The following is a 25,310-nucleotide window of genomic DNA, read 5'->3' as shown; positions in this document are numbered from 1 at the left end:
GGGGGGCGCGCCCCCCGCCCCCCCCCCGCCCCCCCCGCCCCCGCCCCCCCCCCCCGGGGGGGCCCCCCCCCCGCCCCCCCCCCCCCCGCCCCCCCCCCCCCGGGGGGGGGGGCCACGTCCATGAGCGGAGGGGTCTCAGATGAGGTCCACGATGTCGGCGATCGAGTCCACGATCCGCGAGGGGCGGTAGGGGAACTTGTCGATGTCGTCGTCGGAGGTCAGGCCGGTGCGGACCAGGAACGTGGTCATGCCCGCCTCCAGGCCCGCCAGCACGTCCGTGTCCATCCGGTCGCCGATCATCGCGCTCGTCTCCGAGTGCGCGCCGATCTGGTTCAGGCCTGCGCGCATCATCAGCGGGTTGGGCTTGCCGACGAAGTAGGGCTGCTTGCCCGTGGCGGCGGTGATCAGCGCGGCCACCGAACCCGTCGCCGGAAGCGCTCCCTCCAGGCTCGGGCCGGTCGCGTCCGGGTTGGTGCAGATGAAGCGCGCGCCGTCGTTGATCAGGCGGACGGCCTTCGTCATGGCCTCGAACGAGTAGGTCCGCGTCTCGCCCAGCACGACGAAGTCCGGCTCGGAGTCGGTCAGGACGTAACCCACCGCGTGCAGCGCGGTGGTCAGCCCCGCCTCACCGATGACGTAGGCCGTGCCGCCGGGCCGCTGGTCCGCCAGGAACGCGGCCGTCGCGAGCGCGGAGGTCCAGATGTTCTCCTCCGGGACCTCCAGGCCCATCCGCGACAGGCGGGCGTGCAGGTCGCGCTGGGTGTAGATCGAGTTGTTGGTGAGGACCAGGAACGGCTTGTCCTTGGCCAGCAGCGTCTGGATGAACGTGTCCGCGCCGGGGACCGGCACTCCCTCGTGGATGAGCACCCCGTCCATGTCGGTGAGCCACGATTCGATGGGCTTGCGCTCTGCCATGGGGGCGACTCTCCTGCGGAACTCGAGGCGTACGAGACAGCTCAAGCCTATCGATCACCTCCGCGACGGCGAGAGAACGGATCCGATCGTCTCGCCATGCGAATACCCGGGCCCCTCGGTGTCAGGCGCTCGATGCCCGGCTGAGCCGGACGGGTGGCGCGGCGGTGGCGGGCTCACCCGGGTGGACGAGTCGGCGTTTGGGGCATGGGGCGATCGTCATATTTCTCACGGTGCGTCAGCTACTCAGGTGACGGACCGAAAGGGTGACCAGGAACATGGCGAAGCGGTGGAGGGCGATCGCGGGTGTACTCGCGTCCGCCGCGCTCCTGACTCTGTGGTGCGCGGATCCCGTCCTCGCTTCCGACGCCCTCCCCGGCGGCGGGACGACCCTGGTCACCGTCGGCGGCCTCGCGCCGCAGGGAGCGGTCGCACCCGGGGCGGTGGGCCGGGCGAAGGCGCAGCCGCCGGTCGTGCTGGAGACGATGACGGTCGATCCGGCGCAGAGCCGCCCCGGCGGCTCCGTCGACCTGCGCACGTTCGCGGACTGCGGTGGCACCAGCACGGGCGAGGTCCGATCGGCGGCGTTTGCCGGGCCGGTCGGGCTCGCGCTCGCCGAGGACGGCGGCCTCTACGCCGCCGCGCGGATCTCCGCCACCGTGACGCCCGGCACCTACCTTGTGCACGAGTTCTGCGCGGGCCACCCCGTCGCGGCGGGCCGGCTCACCATCGCCGACCTCGGCGCTCCCGCGACCGGCGGCGGCTGGAGGGTGCTCCGCACCCGTTCCGCACCGGCCTCCCAGCCGGCCCCGGCCGCCCCCTCCCCGCTGCCGCGCGACGCGGCCATCGGCCTCACCCTCGCCTCCCTCGCCTGCGTCGCCGCCCTCACCCTCCGCCGCCGCCACCGCCTCGACCTCGACCCGGTGGACGTCGATGCCTGACCGGAAGCCGCGGGACGTGAGCCAGGGCGGTGCGACACCGCCGAAGGCGGACGGAGAGCGCAGGGGTGGGGCAGGTGCGGGCAAGCCGGGCCGGCCGGCGGCTCGGCGGGCACCGAAAGCGGCGGGCGGGCCTGACGATGGCGCGAGCGCGGGTACGGGGGCCCCTGCGCAGGCGCCGCTGGCGCCGAGGGTGGGCGGCGTCCGCGAGCCCGGGGCGAACGCTGGAAGAGGAACTCCCGCGCAGGCTCGTCCGGCGCCGATGGCGGGCGGCGGGGCGAATGCCGGGGCGGGGGTCTCCGCGGTCTCCGCGCAGGCCCGGCCGTTGCCGAAGGTGGGCGGCGGGCACAGGAGCGGGGCAGGCGCGGGTAGGCCGGCCCAGGCGGCGCGGCCGGCGCCGAAGCGTCCCGCTCCGGCCGCTCGCCGCGACGGGATGCCCGACGGGGCGGCGGGCTCGCCCACGCCGGAGCGGCGACCGGCTGCCGGCGCGCCGCGCCGCGCAGGCGGCGAGCCGCCCGTGGCGGCAGGGACTCTCGGCTCCGCCGTGCGCGCGTTCGCGCGTGCGCGGCAGGCGGCGAAAGCGCGCACGGAGGGCTCGCGGACGGGCGCACCAGCGGTGGGCCGCTCGGTCGGGGTGCGCGGGGTCCGGGGCGCCGCGCGGATGATGCGGCTTCGGGCCAGGGCCGGGGTCTCCGAACTGCTCAGGCGGACCGGCTCCGCGCCGGGCGCCGTTGCGGCCGGAGGTGATCCGGCCGGAGGTGTTCCGGCCGTGGCTCGGAACGGACGGGCTTCGCGGTCCGGTAGTGGGCCAGGACGAGCCGGCTCCGCGTCGGGTGCTGCCGCCGGCGGGGCTGCTGTCGGCGGGGTTCCGGCCGGCTGCGGGAGCGGCCGGGCGCCGCGGTCCGGTGGTGGGCCGGGGCGGGGCGGACGAGGGCGGCGGCGCCGGGTGCTGGCGGTGGTCTCGGTCGTGCTGCTCGCGGTCGCGCTCGGCGGGGTGCTGTACGGGGTCGGCCGTGCCCGCCACAGCGTCGGCCCTGTCGCCGACGTGGGGCGGAACGCCCCGCGTGGCGGTTCGGGATCGGACGCGGTCCTGCCCGGCCAGCAGCGGACCGGCGCCGCCACACCGCACGCCCCGACGCCGACCCCGGCCCGGACCGCGACAGCGACCACGCGGCAGAACGCGAGCCGGCTCGCGTCGAAGCCCCTGCAACAAGCGAAAGCGAAAGCGAGCGCGCAAGCGCAGCCGCTCGCGCGCTCGACGCCGCTCGCCCTGGCGATCCCCTCGGTGCGCCTCCAGGCGCCGTTGCTCGGGCTCGGTATGGACGGCAAGGGTGCCGCCGAGCTGCCGCCGTTCTCGCTGCCGCGCACCGCGGGCTGGCTGCGGGACTCCGCGTCGCCCGGTGAGAGCGGGACCGCGGTCGTGGTCGGGCACGTCGACACCACGACCGGGCCCGCCGTCTTCTGGAACCTCGCCGCCGTGCGGCCGGGGGCCGAGGTGGACGTGACCCGACTGGACGGGCGGACAGCGGTCTTCACCGTGGACCTGGTGCGTGCCTACCCGAAGGCGGGCTTCCCCTCCGCCCAGGTCTACGGGCCCTCCCCGGGCGCGCAGTTGCGCGTGGTGACTTGCGGTGGCGCGTTCGACCGCGGCCGGCACGAGTACACCGGGAACGTCGTCCTCTTCGCGCACCTGAGCGGCGTCCGCTGAGGCGAGGTGCGTACAATGTACGCACCTGCGTGGAGGAGGACGTCTTGGCGGAGGCGCGTACGCCCGTGTGGGCGCGGACCCGGAGCGCCGGGCGCGGCCCGCAGCCGTCCCTGAGCGTGGAGTCCGTCGTCGGCGCCGCCGTCGCGCTCGCAGACGCCGAGGGGCTGGAGTCGGTCTCGATGCGGCGCATCGCGGCCGAGCTGGGCGTGGGCACCATGTCGCTGTACCGCTACGTCGAGACCAAGGACGACCTGCTCGACCTGATGATCGACCACGTCATGGGCGAGGGCGAACGCCCGCCCCGCGAGCGGGACTGGCGCGGCGAGCTGCGCGGCATCGCGCTGCGCTACCGCGGGCTCGTGCTGCGGCACCCGTGGGTGCTCGGCGCCTCGGCCTCCCGTCCGCCGCTCGGACCCAACGTGCTGGACAACGGCGAGCGGATGATGGCCGCGATGGACGGCCAGGGCATCGGCATCGACGCGATGGCGCGCTTCGGCGGGACCGTGATGGCCTACGTGCGCGGCTTCGTCATGGGCGAGATCGCCGAGGCGGAGACGCTGCGCCGCACCGGCGTGACCGAGGACGAGTACCGCAACGTCGTCGGGCCGTATCTGATGGGGGTGCTGGCGGAGGGTCGGCACCCGCTGATGGCCAGGTTCGTCCACGAGGCGGACGACCACCCCGACCCGGACGAGGCCTTCGAGTCCGGCGTCGACACCGTCCTCGACGGCCTCGCGGTGACCCTGGAGCGCATGCGGGCCGTGCGGGCCGGGCGGCCGGGAACGGGGTTGTCGGTGGCGGGCGATAGCGTTTCCGCATCGAGTCAGTCCTGAGGCACCGCCCGGAGGATCCCGCATGTCCAAGCCTGCCCCCACCGACGAGTTCGTGCTGCCCGAGTCGTGGCGCGCGGCCCTCCAGAGCGAGGTGGAGCAGCCGTACTTCCACGAGCTCGCCGAGTTCGTCTCCGCCGAGCGGGCCGCCGGTCAGGTCTTCCCGCCGCAGGGTGAGGTGTTCGCCGCGCTGGAGCACACCCCGCTCGACCGGGTGAAGGTGCTGCTGCTCGGTCAGGACCCGTACCACGACGACAACCAGGCGCACGGCATGTGCTTCTCGGTCCGTCGGGGGATCAAGGTGCCGCCGTCGCTGCGCAACATCTACAAGGAGCTCGGCACCGACCTCGGCCTCACCGCGCCCAAGCACGGCAACCTGGAGGAGTGGGCGGACCAGGGTGTGCTGCTGCTCAACGCGGTGCTCACCGTCCGCGCCCACGAGGCCGGTTCGCACGCGGGCAAGGGCTGGGAGAAGTTCACCGACGCCGTCATCAAGGCTGTCAGCGCCCGCCCGGAGCCGGTGGTCTTCGTGCTGTGGGGCGGCTACGCCAAGAAGAAGCTCCCGCTGATCGACACCAGCCGCCACGTGGTGGTGCAGAGCGGCCACCCCTCGCCGCTCTCCGCGCGCCACTTCCTGGGCACCAAGCCGTTCTCCCAGATCGACAAGGCCCTGGCCGACTTCGGCGCCGCCCCGATCAGCTGGCAGCTGAGCGAATAGGGATCAGCGGGTGAATTGAAGCGAGGCCACGGTGACGGTGGCGCCGGGGGTGACCAGGGTCAGGTAGAGGTCGTGGACCCCCTTGGTCGGCAGGTGCAGGGCCGCCGTCACCGTGCCGCCGCCCGCCGGGAGGTCCACCGCACCGATGGTCGGGCTGCCGGGGGAGTCCACGCGCAGCTCCAGCTTGGCCGTTGCGGTGGCGTGATAGCCGACGGTCACGCCCGTGGCCGGGGTGAGCATCGAGCCGAAGTCGTATCCGGGTAGTTCGGCCCTCGGGTTGCCGGGCGTGAGCGTGGGCAGAGGCACGGCCGGGTGGCTCGCCGTGGGCGAGGAGCCGCCGGTGCGCTGCAGCACGGCCACCCAGTCGACCACCATCGGCACACCGGGCCGGGTGCCGGCCGTGGGCGTGGTGACGCCCCTGGGCGCCAGCGCGTCCGGGAACTGGCCGCCGACCGCCACGTTGAGCAGCAGGAAGTCCCCGGCGGTGGTGGCGGCCCGCCAGGCCGCAGCCGAGACGTCGCTCGCCTTGACGGTCCAGTACTCGGTGCCGTCGAGGTACCAGCGCAGCTCCTCGACCGGGCCGCTGCGGTCCCACTCCAGCGCGTAGGTGTGGAAGCCGCCGCGACAGGCGCCGGCCGCGCACGGCGTCGTGCCGCCGAGGCCGACCTTCTCGTTGCAGGGACCGCCCTGGCCCACGCCGCAGTGCATGGTGCCCCGCACGGTGTCGTCGCCGTTGACGTTCTCCACGACGTCGAACTCGCCGATGCCGGGCCACGCGTGGGGATTCGGGCGCTCCCCGGCGCCGAGCGCCCAGAACGAGGGCCAGTAGCCGAGCGCCGCCGGTCCGCTCACCTGCGGCAGTTGCAGCCGCGCCTCGAAGCGCAGCACCGAGCCGGGCGCCGGTCGGAAGTCCGTGCGCCGGGTCTCGATCCGGGCGGAGGTCCACTGTCCGGAGGCGTCGCGCTGCGGCGTGATCAGCAGATGGCCCAGGCCGTCCTGGCGCACGTTGGCCGGGTCGGCGGTGTAGCGCTCGACCTCGCCGGTGCCCCACTGCGGGGCACCGCCCTGATACCCGGTGCCGGTGTCGACGACCCAGCTCGCCGCGTCGGGCGGCGCGCCGGCCGGGCCGCCGAAGTCGTCGCGCCAGACGGTGGACCAGCCCGGCGGCGACGATCCGGCGGCGTCCGGCCCACCCGACGCCGACGACGCCCCGCCGCGCAGCAGCACGAACCCGACCGCCCCTGCCGCCAGCAGGGCCAGGACGACGGCCGGCACAATCGCTCGGGGCGACTTCACGACACCTGCACCCACCGCGCCACGGACGGCACCCCCGCCTTGTTCACGACGAACAGCATGTACCAGCCCGGCGGCACCAGTCCGCTGCTCCGGGGAATCGTCACGCTCACACCCGAGCCGTCCGCCGCCCGCGTCAACGGCAGGGCGACGCTGCGCTGCTGCACGTCGGTGGCGTGGGTGACGGAGGAGGGACGCATCAGCCGGGCGTAGGCGATGTCGCCCGCCGCCGACGTGCTGAACCGGGCCGTCCCGCCGAGCCGTACCTGTTGCGGGCCACCGGTGACACTGGGACGGCTGCCCTGCTGGTAGAGGTAGGCGGGCGTGTAGATCTCGATGCGCTGCTCGAAGAACTGCGGGCCAACGTCCTGCTTGTTGCCGAAGAGCGGGTTCGAGCCGAGGGTGACCACGCGGCCGTCCGGCAGCAGCAGCGCCTCGCTGTGGTAGTCGCGGCCCACGGTCGGGTCGGCCGCCGGGGTGAAGGTGTCGGTGTCCGGGTGGTAGACGTCGGCCTTGAGGATGTCGCTGCCGTGCTTGCCCCGGTAGTCGCTGGAGCCGCCGGTGGTGAAGACCGTGTCGTCGGGCAGGATCACGCTGTTCAGGTAGCGGGTGTCGCCGCCGGGCAGGTTCGGGCCGGGGACGAAGTGCGGGTCGGCGGAGTTCAGGTCGACGATCGCGGTGCGGTCGGTGGAGACCGCGGACTCGCCCGGGGCGCCGCCGCCCATGAACATCACCTTCTGGCTCTGCGCCGGGGGCAGCAGCACCGAGGAGGAGGTCTCGGTCAGGTCGGGCCGGGTGAGGCCGGGCACCACCTGGAAGGTGTTGCCGGCCAGATCCCACAGGCCGGGCGTGCGGCCCTTCTTCGGGTCGCCGTAGCCGGCGTTGGAGCCGGAGTAGAAGAGCTTGTCGTCCGCGGTGAGGAAGAGCGAGGGGTAGGTGGCGAAGTAGCGGTTCGGGCCGGGTGTCCACTTCTTGGTGGCCGGGTCGAAGATCTCGTTCTGGCCGTTCAGGATCGCGCCGGTGTCGTCCAGGCCGGAGACGGCGACGACCTTGCCGTCGGCGAGCGGTGCCAGCGTCGGGTACCAGCGGGCGTACTGCATCGGGTCGGCCAGCTGGTACTGCTCGCTGACCGGGTCGAACTCGTAGGAGGCCTTGATGCCCTCGAAGTTCTGGTCGCCCATGTTGATGTTGCCGGTCATGCCGTAGAGGGTGTTGGCGTCGTTGCCGGACAGCCCCGAGATCTGGAACCGGGTGCTGACCTTGACGTTCTGGCCCTTGCCGGGCTTGACGGCCAGCACGAAGACGGCCTGCTGGGTGTGGCGCACGACCGTCCGGAAGCCGCCGGGCGCCCTGCGGTCGGTGACCCGCACCTTCTGGGCGGGCCCCAGCACGAGCGTGTCGTCGGAGGTGTACTGCCGCCCGTCGGGGGCGGTGAACACGGTGCCCTTGGCGACGGTACGGGCCTTGTTCGGGTCCTCGTTGAAGACCTGCATCGTTCCGCCCGCCGTGGTGACGGCGGCGCCCAGCACCTCGTAGCGCAGCGTGCCGCCCGCCACCAGCAGTTTGCCGTCCGGCAGCTGGGAGTGGCCGCCGCAGAACATGTCGTCCGGCGTGGGGATCAGCTTGTAGGTGTTGGTGACCGGATCCCACAGCAGCGTCTTGAACGTCCCGGCCTTGAAGTTGTCCGAGTCGTTGCCGGAACCCGCGATGATCAGCACCTTGCCGGTGTGGAGCAGGCTGGCGTGGATCGCGTTGACCCGGAACTGCGGGGGCAGTACCAGCGTGCTCCACGAGCCGTACGTGGCCTTGTACCAGGGCTGGGCTATCTCGTAGGCGTGGTACTGCTGTTGGGCGAAGGAGACGGCGGCCGGGGCGTTCATGCCGACGACGGTCAGCACCAGGCTGCTGCCCAGCGCCAGCCGCTTGGTGCGCAGCGAGAAGGGGCGGCGGCCGCTGCGGACGAACCGGGGCAGGGAGAGGATCACGAGGTCTTCCTCCGGGCGGAACGGACGGAGCGAGCAGCGTCGATCCGCCAGATGACGATCGGCAGCAGGCTGGTGGCCAGCGCGATGCCGGCCCAGATCCGCATCGCGAGATAGGTGTTGTGGGTGACGAAGGAGGCGCCGAGGGCGCCGCCGAACAGCAGCGCCCACAGCAGGTGCGTGCCGAAGGTGAGCAGCCGGTCGCCGCTGGCGGACCTGCCCTTGGGCGTCACCCGGAAGCCGGTGGGGATCCGCAGGAGGGCCGCCAGGAACGAGGTGGCGTAGATCGGGGTGGCGAGCGCGCCGACGGCCATGCCGCCGACGCCCGTGGAGCCGGGTTTCTCGTGCGGGCTGATGTTGTGCCGCCGGTTCACCGCGTACAGGCCGATCTGCAGCAGTACCGCGTCGCTGTAGAGCATCATCCACGTCGAGGTCGGGACGGTGACCCCGGAGGCGCCGAGCACCAGGTAGAGCACGCTGCTGACGGCGCCGAGGATGCAGGAGATCGCCGACATCGGGTAGAAGGTCAGCATCAGCAGGTAGTTGACCATCCGGCCCGGCGAGAGCCGCCACATCCGCCACCAGAACTGCTTGAGCAGCGTCTCGTAGGTGCCGCGGCTCCAGCGGGACTGCTGGCGGAAGAAGTCCGTCCAGGAGCTCGGGCCCTCGCCGACGGCGAGCACGTCGGGGGTGTAGACCGAGCGCCAGCGGGCGCCCGTGGCCGGGTTGCGGCGGGTGTGCAGCATCAGGCCGGTGGCCATGTCCTCGGTCACCGAGTCGTGGTAGCCGCCGACCTGACGCAGCGCGTCGACCCGCAGCACGTTGTTGGTGCCGACCAGCATCGGCGCGTGGTACTTGTTGCCCGCGCGCTGCACCACGGAGTGGAAGAGGAACTGCTGGCTCTCGGCGGCCTTGGTGATCAGCCGGTGGTAGTTGCCGTAGACCTGCGGGCCGACGACGAAGGCGACGTCGGGGTCGCGGAACCAGCCCAGGGTGCGCTCCAGGAAGCCCGGGTGCGGCACGTGGTCCGGGTCGACGGCGGCGAGGTAGTCGTAGTGCTCGCCGTGGACGTGCAGCCAGCTGTTGTAGTTGCCGTGCTTGGTGCGCGCCCGGAACGGGCCCTTGCGCGCGTTGAACTCCTCGACGCCGAGCCGGCTGAAGTGGCGCACACCCAGTTCCGCGCAGAGCTCCCGCAGTTCGCCGGTGTCGCCCTCGTCGAGCAGCCAGACGTGCAGTGTGCCGCAGTGGCGGACGCGCACCGCCGCCTCGAGGGTGCGCCGCAGCATCTCCACCGGCTCGGAGCCGGGCACGGCCGTGGTGAGGAAGGCGACGCGGGTGCCGCTCTGCGCGCGCACCGGGACCGGGTCGCGGGCGAAGAGCGAACCGTGCGCGTTCGAGACCACCTGGAGCAGCCGGAACAGCTCGATCACGACGATGCAGGCGAGCACCGTCTTGTCCAGTGCCAGCAGCCAGGTGCGCGGATCGTAGGGCCGGGTGGTCCAGTTGCGCGGCAGGACCATCCACACCAGCAGCGCCAGCTCCATCAGCGGCGCCAGCACCATCAGCGCCCAGACCCGGCGCCGGTTCGGCGCGTCGCTGAGCAGCTTGCGGTACGCCACCCGGTACGGGCCGGGCGGGGCCTCCGTCACCGGCCCGGCGAGCCGGCCGAACCGCTCGTAGTCGTAGAGCGGAGTGTGAGCGCCTGCCCCGGGGACGGGCGGAGCCTCGGGCCCGCCACGACCCGGGGCGCGGCAGACGTGTGCGTCACGTGCGAACCCCCCTTGCGCCGCGCGCCGACCTGCGGAGCCGCGGCCAAACCCCCTGAAGTCGTGCTGAACCGGCCGGACCCCCCGGTGCGACCGTGACTTCAAGCCTGCGTGCCGTGACGGGCGGTGAGCAAGCGACTCCAGAGAATTAACGCGAAAGAGGGACATCGCTCCGGACACGTCGTCAGTGTGAGCTGGATTCGCACTCAGATACGGAAGGGTGCCTCCGTCGCCGCGCGCACGTCCGCGACGCTCACCCCGGGCGCGGTCTCGACCAGGCGCAGTCCGTCGGCGTCGACGTCGAGGACGGCCAGATCGGTGATGACCCGGTGCACCACCCGGCGTCCGGTCAGCGGCAGGGTGCAGCCGTTCAGCAGCTTGGGGCTGCCGTCCTTCGCGGTGTGCTCCATCACCACCACGACCCGGCGTGCGCCGTGGACCAGGTCCATCGCGCCGCCCATGCCCTTGACCATCTTGCCGGGGATCATCCAGTTGGCCAGGTCGCCCGCGGCGGAGACCTGCATGGCGCCGAGAATCGTCACGTCCACGCGACCTGAGCGGACCATCGCGAACGACGCCGCCGAGTCGAAGAAGGACGCCCCTCCCAGCACGGTGACGGTCTCCTTGCCGGCGTTGATCAGGTCCGGATGCTCGGTTCCGGCCGCCGGGTACGGGCCGGTGCCGAGGATGCCGTTCTCGGAGTGGAGTACGACGTGGACGCCCGCGGGGAGGTGGTTCGGCACGAGCGTGGGCAGGCCGATACCGAGATTGACGTACTGCCCGTCCCGCAGTTCGGCGGCGGCGCGGGCGGCGAGCTGGTCGCGGGTCAAGGTCATCGTCCGGCCTCCTGGGTTGCGGGGGTTGCGGGGGCGGCGGGGCCGGCGGCGCGGGTGGTGCGGCGCTCGACACGTTTGTCGCCGGGGTCGGCCTGAACCACGCGGTCGACGTGGATCCCCGGGAGATGGATCGCGTCGGGGGCCAACTCACCGGCCTCCACGATGCGTTCGGCCTCGACGAGGGTGACGCGGCCGGCGGCCGCGGCGAGCGGGTTGAAGTTCCGCGCCGCGGCGTGGAACACCAGGTTCCCGTGCCGGTCGGCGACGGCCGCTCGGACCAGCGCGAAGTCGGCCGTGATGGCCTCCTCCAGCAGGTAGTCCCGGCCGTGGAAGGTGCGGAGCTCCTTGGGCGGGGACGCGAGGAGGACCTCGCCGTCCGGGCCGTAGCGCCAGGGCAGTCCGCCCTCCTCGACCTGCGTGCCGACCCCCGCCGGGGTGTAGAACGCCGGTATCCCGGCGCCACCTGCCCGCAGCCGCTCGGCGAGGGTGCCCTGCGGCACGAGCTCCACCTCCAGCTCGCCGCAGAGGTACTGGCGGGCGAACTCCTTGTTCTCCCCGACGTACGACGAGGTCATCCGCGCGATGCGGCCCTCCCGCAGCAGCAGGCCCAGACCCCAGTCGTCGACGCCGCAGTTGTTCGACGCGACCCGCAGGCCGCCGGTCCCGGCGTCGACGAGCGCGCGGACGAGGGTCGACGGTATCCCGCAGAGCCCGAACCCGCCGACGGCGAGCGAGGCCCCTTCGGGTATGTCCGCGACGGCCTCGGCCGCGGAGCGGAGGACTTTGTCCATGGGTTTCCTTTGCTCGGAGGGGGCCACTTCAGGGGCGCGAGGAACTGCGCGAGAAACCACTGATGAGCGGATGGCCCTGCTCGTTCGGCGTGCGGCTGGGCGGGTGGCTTGTCGCGCAGTTCCCCGCGCCCCTGAGGGAAGTGCAACTGACCCTGTGTGCCTCCAGCCATGTCGGTCGGCCACATGCTTCCCGCAGGGGATGCGGTGCCCGGTCACATGTCAGCGCGGCGCCCCCGCTCCTACGGTTCCGGCATCCACCCTGCAGACCGAGGAGCCGCAGCCATGAGCACCAACCGCCCGTCCCTCCCGACCAGAGGCGTCGCCTGCCTCGCCGCGGCCGCCGCCACTGCCCTGCTCGCGGGATGCGCCTCCGCCGGGACCGCCGGCACCGCCGCCCCCACCGGCGGCGGCGACGCCCCGGTCAAGGTCGGTCTGCTGTACTCCAAGACCGGCCTGCTCGCCGCCTACGGCAAGCAGTACGAGGAGGGCTTCCAGGCCGGCCTCGCCTACGCCACGCACGGGACCGGCAAGGTGAACGGGCATCAGGTCGACGTCATCGAGCAGGACGACACCGGCGACCCGGCCACCGCCGTCGCCGACGCCAAGGACCTGATCGGCAAGGGCGTCAAGATCCTGGCCGGCACCACGGACTCGGGCATCGGGCTACAGCTCGCGCCGCTGGCCGCGCAGAACCAGGTGCTCTACGTCTCCGGCCCGGCCGCCACCGACGCGCTGACCGGCATCAACAAGTACACCTTTCGCTCCGGTCGGGAGAGCTACCAGGACATTGCCGCCGCGGGCTCCTTCGTCGGGGACCCGAGCGGCAAGAAGATCCTCGTCCTCGCGCAGGACAGCGCGTTCGGGCAGGCCAACGTCGCCGCCGTGAAGGCGGTGCTCGGCGCCAAGGGCGCGACCGTCACGCAGGTGCTCGCGCCGCCGAGCGCCACCGACCTCACCCCGTTCGCGCAGCAGGTGAAGTCCGCCAGGGCGGACCTGGTCTACGTCGCCTGGGCCGGTGCGACCGCGCCCGCGCTGTGGACGGCGCTGGACCAGCAGGGCGTGCTCGGCTCGACCAAGGTCGTCACCGGCCTGGCCGGGACCGCCTCGTATCCCATCTTCGGAAACGCCGGCACCAAGGTCGACTTCCTCGCGCACTACTTCCCGGGCGCGGGCGGCAACAACCCCGTCGAGACCGCCATGATCAACGGCATCACGAAGGCCGGCGGCACGCCCGACCTGTTCTCGCCGGACGGCTTCACCGCCGCGCTGATGATCGTCCACGCGATCCAGGCGTCGGGCACCGACACGAACGCCATGGTCAAGGCACTGGAGGGCTGGTCCTTCGACGGACCCAAGGGTGCCGAGCAGGTGCGCGCCTCCGACCACGCGCTGCTCCAGCCGATGTTCCAGGCCACTCTCACCGGCTCCGGCGCCTCCGCGCAGCCCAAGCTGCTGACCGCGCTCACCGCCGACCAGGTCGCGCCGCCGGCCAAGACCATCGCGGGCTGAGACGCGTGACGACGAACGCGCACCAGGCGCCGCCGGTGCTCCGCCTCACGGACGTGGGGTGGAGCGTCGGCGGCGCGGTGATCCTCGACGACGTCTCGCTGGAGGTCCGCGAGGGCGAGTTCCTCGCCTTCATCGGGCCCAACGGGGCCGGCAAGACCTCGCTGTTCAACCTGGTCAGCGGCCTGAACCCGGTCAGTCGCGGCAGCATCGCGCTGGACGGCGCGGACATCACCCGGCTCGCCCCGCACGCGCGCGCCCGGCGCGGGCTCGGCCGCACCTTCCAGACCTCAAGCCTCTGGCCGGCCATGACCGTCGCCGACCACGTCCGCCTCGCCGCCCAGGCGGCGCAGGGCGGCTCGTTCCAGCTGTGGCGCCGGGCACGGCCGTTCACCGCCGAGGTGACGGCGACACTTGGGCGGACCGGCCTCGCCGACCGCGCCGACGCGCTCGCCGGCTCCCTCTCGCACGGCGAGAAGCGGAAGTTGGAGCTGGCCGTGCTGCTCGTCGGAGACCCGCGGGTGATGCTGCTCGACGAGCCGATGGCCGGCGTCAGCGCCGAGGAGGTGCCCGCCCTCACGGAGCTGATCCGCTCGCTCCACCGCGACGAGGGCCGCACCGTGATGATGGTGGAGCACCACATGGACGTCCTGCTTGGCTTGGCCGACCGCCTGGCCGTGATGCACCACGGCACGCTGCTCGCCCTCGACGTGCCCGACGCCGTCATGGCCGACGAGACCGTGCAACTCGCCTACCTGGGGGAGTCGCTGTGAGCGCGCAGCCCAAACGGAGCCGAGGCGGAGCACGAACGGGGGAGGATGCTGTGAAGTCCCCTCTGCTCAGCGTCCGTGACCTGAAGGTCGTCATCGGCGGCCGCCACATCCTGCACGGCGTCGACCTCGACGTGGCCGGCAGCGGCGTCACCGCGCTGCTCGGACGCAACGGCGCGGGCAAGACCACCACCGTGCGCGGCGTCCTCGGACTCGTCCCGCGCACCGGCTCCGTCCGCTACGACGACACGGAGACCGTCGAGATGACGACGCACCGGATCGTGCGGCGCGGCATCGGCTACGTCCCCGAGGACCGCGGCATCTTCGCCGCGCTGACGGTCGCGGAGAACCTGCGGCTCGCCGAACGCGACCCCGACCCCGCCTACGACCTGGTCCACGAGCTCTTCCCCGAGCTCAGGCAGCGTGCCCGGCAGGCCGCCGGGACCCTCTCCGGAGGGCAGCAGCAGATGGTCGCCATCGGCCGCACCCTGCTCAACCGCGGCAACCGCCTGATCATCGCGGACGAGCCGACCAAGGGCCTCGCGCCGCGCGTCGTCACCGAGGTCGCCGTCGCGCTGGAACGTGCCGCCGAGGCCGTCCCGGTGCTGCTCGTCGAGCAGAACCTGGCGCTGGTCCGGCGGCTGGCGCACCACTGCGTCGTGCTGGCCGACGGCCGCACCGCCCACGCCGGACCGGCGGCCGAGCTGCTCGCCGACGCCGAGAAGTCCCGCACCCTGCTCGGCGTCGGCCGCCGCGCGGACGTCGACGCGACACGAAGGGAGCACTGATGTCCACCGTCGTCCTGCTCACCGTCACCGGACTCGGCCTCGGTGCGCTCTACTTCCTCGTCGCGTCCGGCCTGTCACTCATCTTCGGCCTGATGGACGTGCTCAACTTCGCCCACGGCGCGCTGCTCTCCGTCGGCGCCTACGCCACCTGGTGGGCGGCGAGCCACGGCTTCGGCTACCCGCTCGCGCTGCTCTTCGGCACCGCCGTCGGGACGTTGGCCTCCGTCGCGCTCGAACTCGGCCTGATCCGGCCGCTCTACCGGCGTCCGCGCGAACAGGTGCTGGCCACGGTCGGCGTGGGGCTGGCCGTCCCGGCGCTGCTCTCCGCGATCTGGGGAGCCGACGCCCGCACCTTCCCCGTCCCCGGCTCGCTCGCCGGGACGTTCACGGTGCTCGGCGCGAACGTGCCGGTCGACCGGCTGGTGCTGATCGGCGCCGCGCTGGTGGTGCTCGTCGCCCTCAAGGTGTTCCTCGGCCGGACCCGCCACGGGCTGGTCGTGCGGGCCGGGGTCGAGGACCGGGCCATGGTGACCGCGCTCGGGATCGACGTGCGCAAGGCCTTCACGCTGGTCTTCGCGATCGGCGGCGCGGCCGCGGCTCTCGCGGGGGGCCTCGCCGGGCTCTACTTCGGCTCCGTCGACCCGACCCAGGGCAGCTCGTTGCTCGTCTTCGGCTTCGTCGTGGTCGTGATGGGCGGCCTCGGGTCGGTCAGCGGCGCGGCCGTCGCCTGCGTCGTGGTCGGGCTGGTCCAGCAGTTCGCCAACTACTACAGCACCGCGGGTCTGGGTGACCTGTCCGTGGTCGTGATGCTCGCCGCGCTGCTGCTGGTGCGGCCGAGCGGCCTGACCGGGAGGCTCGCGTGAACGTCCCTGCTCTGCTCCGGCGGTGGTGGCCGCTGCTCGCGCTGACCGTGCTGGTCCTGCTCCCGTACAGTGCGCTGCCGCTGCCCGGTCTGCTGGACGGGCCGATCGGCAGTCCCGGCAGCCTGCAACTGCTGGCCCTCTGCCTGGTCTTCGGTGCCCTCGCCACCGGCTACGACCTGCTGCTCGGCCGCACCGGCCTGCTCTCCTTCGGCCACGCCCTCTACTTCGCGGGCGGGACCTACGCCACGGACCTGCTGCTGACGCAGGCCGGGCTGAACTTCTGGCTCGCGGCGGGGCTCGGGCTGCTCGCCGGCGTCGTGCTCGCCGCGCTGCTCGGCTCGGTGAGCCTGCGCATGTCGGGCATCGGCTTCGCCATGGTCACCCTCGCCTTCGCGCAGGCCGGCTCCATCCTGGTCGAGCGCGACCCGGGCGGCGTCACCGGCGGCGAGGAGGGACTGGCCGCGACCGGCCTGCCCGGCTGGCTGGTCGGCATCCAGAACACCGCGAACCTCTACTGGATCGCGCTGGCCTATCTCGTCGTCACGCTGGTGGCCGTGCAGTGGGCGGTGCGCTCGCCGATCGGCCGTGTCTGGGAGGGCATCCGCGAGAACGAGCGCCGGGTGGAGGTGCTGGGCCTGCGCCCCTACGGCTTCAAGCTCGTCGCCTTCGTGCTCGCCGGCACCCTGGCCGCGCTCGGCGGTGTGGTCTACCTTCTGCTCACCGGCGGTGCCACGCCGCAGGCCACCACCTCCGACTTCACGCTCTCGCTGCTGGTCATGGTGGTGCTCGGCGGCTCGGGGACGCGCTGGGGGCCGCTTGTCGGTGGCGTGCTGTACACCTGGGCGCAGCATCGACTCGCGAGCCTGGCGGGCTCCGGGACGATCGCCGGCCTGCCGTCCGTGCTGCGGGTGCCGCTGTCGCAGCCGTTGTTCCTGCTGGGGGTGCTGTTCGTGGTCGTCGTCTACGCCCTGCCGGGCGGTGTCGCGGGCCTTCCGGCCCGTCTGCGAGGGAGGGGAGCCCAGGCATGAGTGCCGTATCGGCCTACGGGGCCTACGAGGCCTTCGAGGAAGTGCCGGTCCCGGTCGAGGGCGGCGAGCTGACGGTCCTGCGGTGGCCGGCTTCCGTGCCCGACGCCCCCGTGGTGCTGGCCGCGCACGGCATCACCGCCAACGGCCTCGCCTGGGGCCCGGTCGCCGACGCGCTGGACGGCCGCGCGACACTGCTGGCCCCCGACCTGCGCGGCCGGGCCGCGAGCGCGGGCATACCCGGCCCCTGGGGCCTGGCCCAGCACGCCGCGGATCTGGCCGCGGTGGTGCGCGCCCTGGCGGGTGGCGGCCCGGTCCGGCTGACGGGCCACTCCATGGGCGCGTACGTCGCGGCGTTGGCCGCGGTGCGGTACCCGGGGCTGTTCTCGTCCGTCCTGCTTGTCGACGGCGGGGTCGGCTTCCCGCCGCCGCCCGGGCTGGCGGGCGACGAGCTGCTGAACGCCGTCCTCGGGCCGGCCATGGCCAGGCTCTCGATGACGTTCGCCTCGCGGCAGGCATACCGGGAGTTCTGGCAGGCCCACCCCGCCGTGGGCGGCGGGATGTGGTCGGCGGCGGTGGACGCGTACATCCAGCGGGACCTGGTCGGCGCGGAGCCGTCGCTGCGCTCGTCCTGCGTCCTGGACGCGGTCCGCGCGGACGGGCTGGCCGTCTTCGACAGGGAGGTCCTCGGCGCGGTCCACGAGCTCCCCGTCCCCGCCCAGCTCCTCCTCGCGGAGCGGGGGCTCCTGAACGAGCCCCAGGCCCTGCTGGACGCCTCCCGCGTGGCTGCCGCCGGCCTGGACACCCTCCGCGTCCCTTTCGAGGTCGTCCCGGACACCAACCACTACACCGTCCTCACGGCCCCCGGCCCGGCCGGCCACCTCGCGGACGCTCTGCTCAGAGAGTGAGTCGCAGCACGTCCGGGGCGCGGGTGAAGGTCGGGTCCGGCTGCTAGCGGTGAACATGAGCGGTGGTTCGTCACGGACCGCAGTCGCCCGGTAGCGTGATCTCCGTACTTCGCTGTCCGCCGCACCGCTTCACCTGCTGTTCGAGGACGCGACAACCCCAGGGGTACGCGCGCAGTGCGTATCCCTTCGTCCCGAATGGGAGAACGTTATGGCTCAGGGCGTCGTGAAGTGGTTCAACGCCGAGAAGGGTTTCGGCTTCATCGAGCAGGACGGCGGCGGCCCGGACGTGTTCGCGCACTTCCGCCAGATCACCGGGAACGGCTTCAAGGAGCTCGTCGAGGGCGAGAGGGTCACCTTCGACATCACCCAGGGCCAGAAGGGCCCGCAGGCCGAGAACATCGTCCGCGGCTGACCCTGAACCGCGCCGAACTTCGGCGGGCCCTCGACGAAGCCTGTGTTCGGCCAGACGCCTACGAGCTCGATGGCGGCCTTCCCCATGAGGCCCACGCCATGGAGCGGCGTCCCGACGGCTGGGCGGTGTACTACTCGGAGCGAGGCCAGCGAACCAGCGAGGGCCTGTTCGACAACGAGGCCGACGCCTGCGCCGAGCTGCACGACAGGCTCATGCGCGACGCAACCACGCGGTTCCAGGCGCCTGCAAGGCGGTCGCCCCGCCGGCCCTGGCGACGCCGTCGAGAGTGAGCAGTGAAGGCCCCGTCTGGCGCGGTCCAGGCGGGGCCTTCGCGTGACAGCCAGTCCTTCAAGAACGTGGCGAACGCGTTGTGATCGTCGCCCGTCCAGTCCCGCACGAACCGGAAGGATCGCGCCTCGTCGGCGCGGGTCGCCGTGTGGACATCCTCGGCACCCAGGTGGGGAGGGCGTACAGCCTTGCGGATGTGGCCGAGTTCTGCCGTCGGGCCGGCCTGGACGAGCTCGACCTCGACCTCGACTCCGACGACATGGTCGAGTGGATCGGCGGCGGCCTCGACGTGTGGGAGTGATCCGAGTCGGGACGCGGTGATGGCCCCGCCGACGGGGGGACGCGGCGGAGCCATCGGCGATGATCTTGGCGGAGTGGACGCCTCCGGTCAAGGCTTACATGCGGCTGCGTCGCCTGGACGGCCTCACGAGTCGGCGCAGTACGTGTCGTAATCCTGTGCGCTCATCAGGCCGGCGAGCTCCTTGGGATCACGGACTTCGACCTTGACCAGCCACGTGCCGTAAGCGTCGCTGTTGATGTCCTCGGGCGCATCGTCGAGCTCCGCGTTCACGGCCGTCACCTTGCCGCCGATCGGAGCGTAGATCTCGCTCACCGCCTTTACGGACTCCACCGTCCCGAACTCCTTGCCTTGATCGAGCGACCTGCCGACCTCCGGCAGTTCCACGAACACGATGTCGCCGAGCTGCTTCTGGGCGTAGTCGGTGATGCCGATGGTCGCGGTCTTGCCCTCGACGAGGACCCACTCGTGCTCGCGCGTGTACTTCAGATTCTTGAGGGTTGTCATGGACAGCAATCTGCCAGGCGGCATCGCCGGTGAACGGCATCGCCCTGGGGGCGCGTTGAAGCATTCGCTACCTGATGGACAGTGCTACGACCCGAAGAATCGCCCTGCGCGACAAGCCACCCAGGGTCTTGAGTTCCCGAGCCGGCAGGGCCATCTGCCTCGGGTGGGTTGCTCGCGCAGTTCCCCGCGCCCCTTGGTGGTGAAACGTCCCGCTGTCGGAAGGCTTACGCGGCCTCGGCCAGGGACTCCGTCGTGGAGACCGCCGCTGCCGCGCGGTTGCGGGCGCGCTGGCGGGCGACCTTGCGGGCGACGAACGCGCTGATGGTGGTCGTCGCCGCGAAGGAGACCGCGAGGCTCAGCCAGAACGTGTTGAACGCGTTCTCGTTCAGCCAGCCCACGCCGATGACGTAGACGGACCAGACCGCCGCCGACACCGCGGACCAGCGGACGAAGTGGCGCGGCGGCGACACCGCCGTGCCGACCGCCAGGTCGAGGACGCTGCGGCCGCCGGGGACGAAGCGGGCGATGATCACGGTCCGGCCGGGCTTCCGCTCCAGCGCGGACAGGACCGTCGCCGCCGCCTCCAGCGTGCCCGCGCGGCGCCCGATCCAGCGGCGCGCCCGCGCGCCGCTGTTGCGGCCCAGCCGCAGCAGCACCAGGTCGGCGGCGAAGGACGCCGCCGCCACACCCGCGATCAGGAGCGGCAGGGGGGCGTGTGACTCACGCGACTCCAGCACGGCGGCCACGACGATGGACGCGCTGGGGACGAAGGGCAGGAACGCGTCGGAGAAGACCGCGAGCAGCGCCAGTAGATAGAACCACGAGGACTCCAGGTAGCCGAGCATCACGTTCACGCCCACTGCACTCTGCCTGTTCCTGTTCGGTCGTCTGTTTCGCTACCGGTCCGTCACGCTCGGCCCAGCCTCCCCCTGCCTTGGTCGACGACCAACGCTAGCCGGTGCATTCTCCCACCGGGCACGCGCCCCATGTGTCACCGATCACTCGCTTCTTACCTGGGTAAAGGCTGGGAACACGCTCCGCTGCCGGACCGGGACCGTCCGCTATCGCATCGTGACACCTCGTTCACCCAGCGGCTGACTTCGTGTCAGCCGGAGGACCCTCCCGATTCCTAGGGTCGTCACCATGACCGCCACGCTTTCGGCCCCGTCCGTCGCCCCGGCCGCGCCGATACCCCCGGCCGGGCCCGGCAGGCCCGCCGCAGCGCGCCGGCGCGCGGTCGGACCGGTGCTCCGCCTGCGGGCGCAGGCCGGTGCCGCGCTGCTGCTGCTCGCGGCGCTGCTGGTGACGGCGCTGGCTGGCTTCGCCGACACCGTCGCGCGTGTGCACCAGCTCACCGCCGTCTCCGAGCCGCGAGCCGTCGCGGCCGGACGGCTCTACCAGGCGCTCGCGGACCTCGACGCGCAGCGCGCCAAGTCCCTCGTCGTCGGCTACGCGGCGCCGGACCCGGCGAACCCGACGGCCACGCCGGCCCTCGTCGACGACGGCGTACTGGCCGGGCTGACCGCGCAGGCGGACCAGCGCGACGCGGCCGCCGCCCTCGCGCAGCTCGCCTCCGCCGCACCGCAGCAGGTCCAGTCCCTGCTGAACACGCTGAACCTCTACGACGCCTGGACCGGCACCGAGGAGTACTTCGTCGGCACCCAGGCCGACCCGGTCGTCGGCCACCCGCCGGCCGGCGCCGTCGACAACTACGCCCAGGCCGACGCGCTGCTCCAGTCCCAGCTGCTGCCCGCGGTCAGCGCGGTGCTCGGCGACGCCGACCGGCAGGTCGCGTCGGACCGCGCCTCCGTGCACGACGCCGCCACCACGTACGCGGTGCTGCTCGGCACGCTGGGCGTGGCCACGCTCCTGGTGCTGCTGTGGTGGCAGCGGGACCTGACGGCCCGCTACCACCGTGTCCTCAACGGGCCGCTGCTGGCCGCCGCGGCCTGCGTCGCCGCGCTGCTCGTCGGCAGTACGAGTGCGCTGCTCGGCGCCGCGAGCGAGGCCGACACCGCCGTCTCCGCCGGGTACACGCCGTACGCCCGGCTCTCACAGGCGTCCGTCGCCGCGGTCGACGCGGAGGCGCGGGAGAGCCGCTGGGTCGTCGACATCGACTACCGCTCCGCGCTGGCCACCGCGTTCCAGAGCGACGCCACCCAGGTGAAGCACCTGCTGGCGGCGGACGACGCCCCGGCGGCGGCCGTGGTGCGGCAGCGCTTCGACGCGTACCTCGCCTCGGACACCGGACTGCGACAGGTGGCCGACAGTGGCGACATCAACGGCGCCGCCCTGCGCCTGACCGGCGTCGGCCGGCAGGACGCGGCCTTCTCCTACTACGACTTCGCGGTCCATCTCGACGCGCTGGCCGCCGACGACGCGGCGGCCTTCGCCACGCACGGGTCGGCGGCGGCCGGTGACGTGTCCGGCTGGGCGGCCGTCTCGGCCGCCGTCATGGCCGTCGCGATGCTGCTGGTGCTGGCGGGCGTCCGTCCTCGCCTGCGGGAGTACGCCTGACCCTGACCGGACTCAGCCGCGACGGCGGTGGCGCCGGGCGTGGCGTCGCGGGTGACGGTGGGCGGCCTCGGCAGCCGGCCTCAGCTCGGGCGCGGCGGCTGACCCCGAGGCGGTCTTCACGGCGCTTTTCACGGCGCTCTTCACGGCGGTCGTAGCGCCCGCCTTGGCGCCGGCCTTCGTCGTGGCCTTCGTTGCGGACTTCGCCGCGGAGGCGGTCGGGCTCGCACCGCGCGCGGTGTGCCGGTACAGGTAGTCGACGACCGGGACGGTGCCACTCACACCGTCCTGGTACATGAACGGCGAGGTGCGGAACGTGCCGCCGACGATGACGCTGGGCATCTCGTCGGTCTGGTACGTGTCGCGCAGCGCGGGCGCCGCCTGGGTCTCGTCCTGGACCTGCTGCGACTCGTAGGCGGCCTGCACCGCGCGCGGGTCCAGGCCCTCGCCCGCCGCCCAGTCGAGCACCGCCTGCTCCGTCGTCAGGTCCATGCCCTCGTCGCGCACCGCGTGAAAGACCGGGATGGCCTCGCGCTGGGAGACGCCGAGCCTGTCCAGCGTGTAGAAGAGGCGGGCGTAGGCCATCATCACCGGCTTGTCCGGCCACGCGGCCGGGATGCGCCGGATCACCACGGGCGGGTCCTGCTGTGCCGCCCAGTCGTCCAGGGGCTGCTCCAGCTGGTACGAGTGCGCGCAGTTGTACCAGAACACCTCGGTGACCTCGCGCGGCGCGGTCTTCACCGGGTGCGCCAGCCGGACGTAGTCCTGCCCCTCGGCCGGAGCGGACACGACGGCCGTCGGGGCGGGCGCGGGCGCGGCACCGAGGAGGCTGGAGCAGATGGCCGCGGCAAGGGCGAGCCGGATCAGAACGCGCATGTAGGCACGATGGCAAGCAGCCTCGCTCGCTCCGCTTCGGACACGGCAACGGCACCCCGGTTTCGCCCGAACGGGGCGGCGTCGGTAATTCGTTTGCCGCCGCCCACGGCCTCGCTTACGGTGGACGACGTACCTGATGCCGCCTGACAGGAGAAGGCCCTTGCTTCGCTGAGCTCGGAGACACGTCCCGACCTCAGCTTCGCCGCGCCTTCCTCCGCTCCGGGCGGCTTTTGCATGCCCGCGCGCCGTCGCGCGCCCTCTGTCGGGCCCTCCGTGTCTCCCACGTGTCGCTGGACGAGCTGACGTTCGCTCGCCTCACCCACCGTCACCGTCTCGGGAGCCCGTATGTCACATCCCACCTTCAACGAACCCGTCGTCGTCGCCACCGGCCTTCGCTACGCCTGGCCCGACGGGACGCCCGTCCTCGACGGGCTGGACCTCTCCTTCGGCGCCGGACGCACCGGCCTCATCGGCCGCAACGGCAGCGGCAAGTCCACCCTGCTGCGGCTGGTCGCGGGCGATCTCGCCCCCGACGCCGGACAGGTCCGCGTCCGTGGCACGCTCGGCTACCTGCCGCAGCGTCTGCCCCTGGACGTCGAGCTGCCCGTCGACGTCGCCCTCGGCATCGCCGGCCCGCGCCGCGCCCTGCGCGCGATCGAGCGCGGGGAGGTGACGGAGGAGAACTACGCCGCCGTCGGCGAGCAGTGGGACGTCGAGGAGCGCGCGCACGCCGAGCTGGCGAGACTCGGCCTCGGCCACCTCGGCCTGGACCGGTGCATCGAGGAGCTGTCCGGCGGTGAGGCCGTGCTGCTGGGCCTGGCCGGTCAGCTGCTGCGCGGCCCGGACGTGCTGCTGCTCGACGAGCCGACCAACAACCTCGACACCCGTGCCCGCGAGCGGCTGTACCGGGCCGTCACCGAGTTCCGCGGCACGCTCGTCGTGGTCAGCCACGACCGCGCGCTGCTGGACCTGGTCGACTCCGTCGCCGAACTGCGGGACCACGAGGTGACGTGGTTCGGCGGCAACTTCACCGCATACGAGGAGGCGCTCGCCGTCGCCCAGGAGGCGGCGCAGCGCGACGTGCGCGTCGCCGAGTCGGATCTGCGGCGCCAGCGCCGCGAACTGGTGGACACCCAGGTCAAGCTGGCCCGTCGCAAGCGGTACGGCCAGAAGATGGCCGACCAGAAGCGGGAGCCGAAGATCGTCATGGGTGCGCGCAAGCGGGCGGCGGAGGAGTCCGCCGGACGGCTGCGCACCGAGCACGAGGACAAGGTGCGCCTCGCGCGCGAGCGGCTGAGCGAGGCGGAGCTGGCGGTCCGGGACGACGACGAGATCCGCGTCGACCTGCCCGCGACCGAGGTCCCGGTGGGCCGCACGGTGCTGTCCCTGCTGGACCTGCTGCCCGTGCACGCGGATCCGGAGGGGCCCCGGCTGCGGCTGGAGCTGCGCGGGCCGGAGCGGGTCGCCCTGGTCGGTCCCAACGGCAGCGGCAAGACGACGCTGCTGCGGACCATCGTCGGAGAGCTGGCCCCCGTCGCCGGGGAGGTGCACGCGCCCGTGCCGATCCGGTACCTGCCACAACGGCTGGACCTGCTCGACGAGGAGGCGAGCGTCGTCGCCAACGCGGCGCGGTTCGCGCCGCAGGCCACGCCGAACGCGTTGCGCGCGCGCCTGGCCCGCTTCCTCTTCCGAGGGGCACGCGCGGACCAGCCGGTCGGCACGCTCTCGGGCGGCGAACGCTTCCGGGCCGCCCTGGCGGCGCTGCTCCTGGCGGAGCCGGCGCCGCAGCTGCTGCTGTTGGACGAGCCGACGAACAACCTCGACCTGGCGGGGGTCCGCCAGCTCACCACAGCTCTGGCCGGCTACCAGGGCGCGCTCATCGTGGTCTCCCACGACCAGCGCTTCCTCGCCGACCTCGGCGTGGACCGGGAGGTCGGACTGAGCTGAGACGCCCAGTGGCGGCACGCAAGGGGCGCGAGGCCCTGCTCGATCAACCGCGTGCGCGACAAGCCACCCTGTGTGGTGTGTCGCCGAACGAGCAGGGCCATCCGCCTATCGGTGGTTGCTCGCGCAGTTCATCGCAGTTCCTCGCGCCCCTGGGGGCGCCCCTGGGGGCCGTCAGCCGCCGGTGCTGGCCGTCGCGGGAGCCTTCAGCGGGGACATGAACCAGTCGAAGTAGATCGACGCGGAGACGAAGAGGCCGATCAGGCCCAGCACCACGCCGGCCCATGCGACGGCCTTGACCCAGCCCGGGATCTCCTTGCTCGACAGGAACGCCCCGCCGAACAGCGTCGCCGCACCCGCCAGCACGGCGATCAGCGCGAACACGCCGTTCCACTCGGCCATGCGGTGCCACGCCTCGTTGTAGGCGTTCTTGACCAGGTCGGCATTGGTCTTGGCGCTGATCTGGCCTATGACGCCCTGACGCTGCTGGATGACCGAGCCGAGGTAGGTGCCGCTGAGGGAGACCAGGCCGAGCGCCGCCGAGACGATCGCGGACGCGCCGCCGAGAACGCCCTTGGAGACGCTCTCCTGCGTCAGGGCCTCCAGCTCGTCGTCGGTCAGGTCGTCCAGGTCCTTCTGCTCGGGGCTGAGGACCGAGTTGGCGCGGGGAGACCAGGCGGTCTTCTGGGCGACGCCCATGGAGACCGTCTTGGGGTCGGCGACCTGGTCGCCTTCGGACAGGGGGGCAGCGGGGCCGAAGCCGGGGAGGCCGGTGGGGGCGGAGGTGCCGCCCGGGGTGGTGGGACCGGGAGTCGTCATGCGGGGCACCCTAGGGCT

At 72.7% G+C, this 25,310-nt stretch carries 23 protein-coding genes; 13 read left to right on the top strand and 10 right to left on the bottom strand.

The annotated features are described in order from the left end of the window. Positions 1–135: 135 nt before the first annotated feature. Positions 136–915, bottom strand: a complete 780-nt coding sequence (locus ABH931_RS33090) for an HAD-IIA family hydrolase (RefSeq protein ID WP_370121718.1) — start codon at positions 913–915, stop codon at positions 136–138. Positions 916–1,190: 275 nt separating this feature from the next. Between ABH931_RS33090 and ABH931_RS33085 the strand changes: the two genes are divergently transcribed. From ABH931_RS33085 to ung, 4 genes are all read left to right on the top strand, one after another. Continuing rightward, on the top strand, positions 1,191–1,853 hold the full coding sequence (locus ABH931_RS33085) for a hypothetical protein (RefSeq protein WP_370121715.1): 663 nt from the start codon (positions 1,191–1,193) through the stop codon (positions 1,851–1,853). Positions 1,854–2,805: 952 nt separating this feature from the next. Continuing rightward, positions 2,806–3,558, top strand: coding sequence for a class F sortase (locus ABH931_RS33080; protein ID WP_370121712.1), 753 nt, complete (start codon positions 2,806–2,808; stop codon positions 3,556–3,558). A gap of 29 nt (positions 3,559–3,587) precedes the next feature. Beyond that, on the top strand, positions 3,588–4,391 hold the full coding sequence (locus tag ABH931_RS33075) for a TetR/AcrR family transcriptional regulator (protein WP_370121709.1): 804 nt from the start codon (positions 3,588–3,590) through the stop codon (positions 4,389–4,391). A gap of 22 nt (positions 4,392–4,413) precedes the next feature. After that, complete coding sequence (gene ung, locus ABH931_RS33070; RefSeq protein WP_370121706.1) at positions 4,414–5,106, top strand: uracil-DNA glycosylase; 693 nt, start codon at positions 4,414–4,416, stop codon at positions 5,104–5,106. A 3-nt stretch (positions 5,107–5,109) separates the two neighbouring features. Here the strand turns inward: ung and ABH931_RS33065 are convergent, their stop codons facing one another. The 5 genes from ABH931_RS33065 to ABH931_RS33045 all read right to left on the bottom strand — a co-directional run bounded on the left by ABH931_RS33065 (position 5,110) and on the right by ABH931_RS33045 (position 11,774). Further along, the gene (locus ABH931_RS33065) at positions 5,110–6,402 is read right to left on the bottom strand and encodes a carbohydrate-binding protein (RefSeq protein ID WP_370121703.1); all 1,293 of its coding nucleotides are present in this window, start codon (positions 6,400–6,402) and stop codon (positions 5,110–5,112) included. Next, positions 6,399–8,279: a galactose oxidase-like domain-containing protein gene (locus tag ABH931_RS33060; RefSeq protein WP_370121730.1), complete on the bottom strand. Its 1,881-nt coding sequence runs from the start codon at positions 8,277–8,279 to the stop codon at positions 6,399–6,401. The genes ABH931_RS33065 and ABH931_RS33060 overlap by 4 nt, the downstream gene beginning before the upstream one ends. A 101-nt stretch (positions 8,280–8,380) precedes the next feature. After that, positions 8,381–10,030, bottom strand: coding sequence for a glycosyltransferase family 2 protein (locus ABH931_RS33055; protein WP_370121701.1), 1,650 nt, complete (start codon positions 10,028–10,030; stop codon positions 8,381–8,383). 323 nt (positions 10,031–10,353) lie between these two features. Further along, the gene (locus tag ABH931_RS33050; RefSeq protein ID WP_370121698.1) at positions 10,354–10,983 is read right to left on the bottom strand and encodes a 3-oxoacid CoA-transferase subunit B; all 630 of its coding nucleotides are present in this window, start codon (positions 10,981–10,983) and stop codon (positions 10,354–10,356) included. Beyond that, a complete protein-coding gene (locus tag ABH931_RS33045; protein ID WP_370121696.1) occupies positions 10,980–11,774 on the bottom strand; it encodes a CoA transferase subunit A in 795 nt (264 codons plus the stop codon). Before ABH931_RS33045 ends, ABH931_RS33050 begins: the two co-directional genes overlap by 4 nt. A gap of 282 nt (positions 11,775–12,056) precedes the next feature. Here ABH931_RS33045 and ABH931_RS33040 point away from each other — a divergent pair, with 282 nt between their 5' ends. The 7 genes from ABH931_RS33040 to ABH931_RS33010 all read left to right on the top strand — a co-directional run bounded on the left by ABH931_RS33040 (position 12,057) and on the right by ABH931_RS33010 (position 18,046). Next, positions 12,057–13,283 carry a substrate-binding domain-containing protein gene (locus tag ABH931_RS33040; protein WP_370121693.1) on the top strand — a complete coding sequence of 409 codons (1,227 nt, stop codon included), beginning with the start codon at positions 12,057–12,059 and terminating at the stop codon, positions 13,281–13,283. Between the two features lie 5 nt (positions 13,284–13,288). Then, on the top strand, positions 13,289–14,053 hold the full coding sequence (locus tag ABH931_RS33035) for an ABC transporter ATP-binding protein (RefSeq protein WP_370121690.1): 765 nt from the start codon (positions 13,289–13,291) through the stop codon (positions 14,051–14,053). A 50-nt stretch (positions 14,054–14,103) separates the two neighbouring features. Further along, on the top strand, positions 14,104–14,838 hold the full coding sequence (locus tag ABH931_RS33030) for an ABC transporter ATP-binding protein (protein ID WP_370121687.1): 735 nt from the start codon (positions 14,104–14,106) through the stop codon (positions 14,836–14,838). Then, entirely contained in the window at positions 14,838–15,701 is an 864-nt protein-coding gene (locus ABH931_RS33025) for a branched-chain amino acid ABC transporter permease (RefSeq protein ID WP_370121684.1), read from the top strand. The genes ABH931_RS33030 and ABH931_RS33025 overlap by 1 nt, the downstream gene beginning before the upstream one ends. Further along, positions 15,698–16,729 (top strand): branched-chain amino acid ABC transporter permease, encoded by a 1,032-nt coding sequence (locus tag ABH931_RS33020; protein WP_370121681.1) that lies wholly within the window; start codon positions 15,698–15,700, stop codon positions 16,727–16,729. Before ABH931_RS33025 ends, ABH931_RS33020 begins: the two co-directional genes overlap by 4 nt. Continuing rightward, positions 16,726–17,634: an alpha/beta fold hydrolase gene (locus ABH931_RS33015; RefSeq protein ID WP_370121679.1), complete on the top strand. Its 909-nt coding sequence runs from the start codon at positions 16,726–16,728 to the stop codon at positions 17,632–17,634. Before ABH931_RS33020 ends, ABH931_RS33015 begins: the two co-directional genes overlap by 4 nt. A gap of 208 nt (positions 17,635–17,842) precedes the next feature. Then, the gene (locus ABH931_RS33010; RefSeq protein WP_370121676.1) at positions 17,843–18,046 is read left to right on the top strand and encodes a cold-shock protein; all 204 of its coding nucleotides are present in this window, start codon (positions 17,843–17,845) and stop codon (positions 18,044–18,046) included. A 712-nt stretch (positions 18,047–18,758) separates the two neighbouring features. On the opposite strand, the gene gcvH is transcribed toward ABH931_RS33010, so the two are convergent. Together gcvH and ABH931_RS33000 are read right to left on the bottom strand one after the other, a co-directional pair. Next, positions 18,759–19,139 (bottom strand): glycine cleavage system protein GcvH, encoded by a 381-nt coding sequence (gene gcvH / locus ABH931_RS33005; protein ID WP_370121673.1) that lies wholly within the window; start codon positions 19,137–19,139, stop codon positions 18,759–18,761. 224 nt (positions 19,140–19,363) lie between these two features. Next, complete coding sequence (locus tag ABH931_RS33000) at positions 19,364–19,984, bottom strand: DedA family protein (RefSeq protein ID WP_370121727.1); 621 nt, start codon at positions 19,982–19,984, stop codon at positions 19,364–19,366. A gap of 298 nt (positions 19,985–20,282) precedes the next feature. Here ABH931_RS33000 and ABH931_RS32995 point away from each other — a divergent pair, with 298 nt between their 5' ends. Next, on the top strand, positions 20,283–21,656 hold the full coding sequence (locus tag ABH931_RS32995) for a hypothetical protein (RefSeq protein ID WP_370121670.1): 1,374 nt from the start codon (positions 20,283–20,285) through the stop codon (positions 21,654–21,656). 12 nt (positions 21,657–21,668) lie between these two features. Here the strand turns inward: ABH931_RS32995 and ABH931_RS32990 are convergent, their stop codons facing one another. Continuing rightward, positions 21,669–22,529: a thiol:disulfide interchange protein DsbA/DsbL gene (locus ABH931_RS32990; protein ID WP_370121667.1), complete on the bottom strand. Its 861-nt coding sequence runs from the start codon at positions 22,527–22,529 to the stop codon at positions 21,669–21,671. Positions 22,530–22,874: 345 nt separating this feature from the next. On the opposite strand from ABH931_RS32990, the gene ABH931_RS32985 reads away from it, so the two are divergent. Continuing rightward, positions 22,875–24,476 (top strand): ABC-F family ATP-binding cassette domain-containing protein, encoded by a 1,602-nt coding sequence (locus ABH931_RS32985; protein ID WP_370121664.1) that lies wholly within the window; start codon positions 22,875–22,877, stop codon positions 24,474–24,476. A 171-nt stretch (positions 24,477–24,647) separates the two neighbouring features. Here ABH931_RS32985 and ABH931_RS32980 read toward each other — a convergent pair whose 3' ends face one another. Then, positions 24,648–25,292 (bottom strand): hypothetical protein, encoded by a 645-nt coding sequence (locus ABH931_RS32980; protein ID WP_370121662.1) that lies wholly within the window; start codon positions 25,290–25,292, stop codon positions 24,648–24,650. Positions 25,293–25,310: the final 18 nt, after the last annotated feature.

The sequence above is a fragment of the Streptacidiphilus sp. MAP12-33 genome (genome assembly GCF_041261265.1).
GTDB lineage: Bacteria > Actinomycetota > Actinomycetes > Streptomycetales > Streptomycetaceae > Streptacidiphilus.
Note: the sequence above shows the minus strand (reverse complement) of the source record. Positions and strands in the feature narration are given on the sequence as shown.

What these genes read in the sequence shown, in the direction of transcription:
- ABH931_RS33090 (WP_370121718.1), bottom strand. Translation starts at nt 915, where the DNA reads ATGGCAGAGCGCAAGCCCATCGAATCGTGGCTCACCGACATGGACGGG.
- ABH931_RS33085 (WP_370121715.1), top strand. Translation starts at nt 1,191, where the DNA reads ATGGCGAAGCGGTGGAGGGCGATCGCGGGTGTACTCGCGTCCGCCGCG.
- ung (WP_370121706.1), top strand. Translation starts at nt 4,414, where the DNA reads ATGTCCAAGCCTGCCCCCACCGACGAGTTCGTGCTGCCCGAGTCGTGG.
- ABH931_RS33060 (WP_370121730.1), bottom strand. Translation starts at nt 8,279, where the DNA reads ATGAACGCCCCGGCCGCCGTCTCCTTCGCCCAACAGCAGTACCACGCC.
- ABH931_RS33050 (WP_370121698.1), bottom strand. Translation starts at nt 10,983, where the DNA reads ATGACCTTGACCCGCGACCAGCTCGCCGCCCGCGCCGCCGCCGAACTG.
- ABH931_RS33045 (WP_370121696.1), bottom strand. Translation starts at nt 11,774, where the DNA reads ATGGACAAAGTCCTCCGCTCCGCGGCCGAGGCCGTCGCGGACATACCC.
- ABH931_RS33040 (WP_370121693.1), top strand. Translation starts at nt 12,057, where the DNA reads ATGAGCACCAACCGCCCGTCCCTCCCGACCAGAGGCGTCGCCTGCCTC.
- ABH931_RS33025 (WP_370121684.1), top strand. Translation starts at nt 14,838, where the DNA reads ATGTCCACCGTCGTCCTGCTCACCGTCACCGGACTCGGCCTCGGTGCG.
- ABH931_RS33015 (WP_370121679.1), top strand. Translation starts at nt 16,726, where the DNA reads ATGAGTGCCGTATCGGCCTACGGGGCCTACGAGGCCTTCGAGGAAGTG.
- ABH931_RS33010 (WP_370121676.1), top strand. Translation starts at nt 17,843, where the DNA reads ATGGCTCAGGGCGTCGTGAAGTGGTTCAACGCCGAGAAGGGTTTCGGC.
- gcvH (WP_370121673.1), bottom strand. Translation starts at nt 19,139, where the DNA reads ATGACAACCCTCAAGAATCTGAAGTACACGCGCGAGCACGAGTGGGTC.
- ABH931_RS33000 (WP_370121727.1), bottom strand. Translation starts at nt 19,984, where the DNA reads ATGCTCGGCTACCTGGAGTCCTCGTGGTTCTATCTACTGGCGCTGCTC.
- ABH931_RS32995 (WP_370121670.1), top strand. Translation starts at nt 20,283, where the DNA reads ATGACCGCCACGCTTTCGGCCCCGTCCGTCGCCCCGGCCGCGCCGATA.
- ABH931_RS32990 (WP_370121667.1), bottom strand. Translation starts at nt 22,529, where the DNA reads ATGCGCGTTCTGATCCGGCTCGCCCTTGCCGCGGCCATCTGCTCCAGC.
- ABH931_RS32985 (WP_370121664.1), top strand. Translation starts at nt 22,875, where the DNA reads ATGTCACATCCCACCTTCAACGAACCCGTCGTCGTCGCCACCGGCCTT.
- ABH931_RS32980 (WP_370121662.1), bottom strand. Translation starts at nt 25,292, where the DNA reads ATGACGACTCCCGGTCCCACCACCCCGGGCGGCACCTCCGCCCCCACC.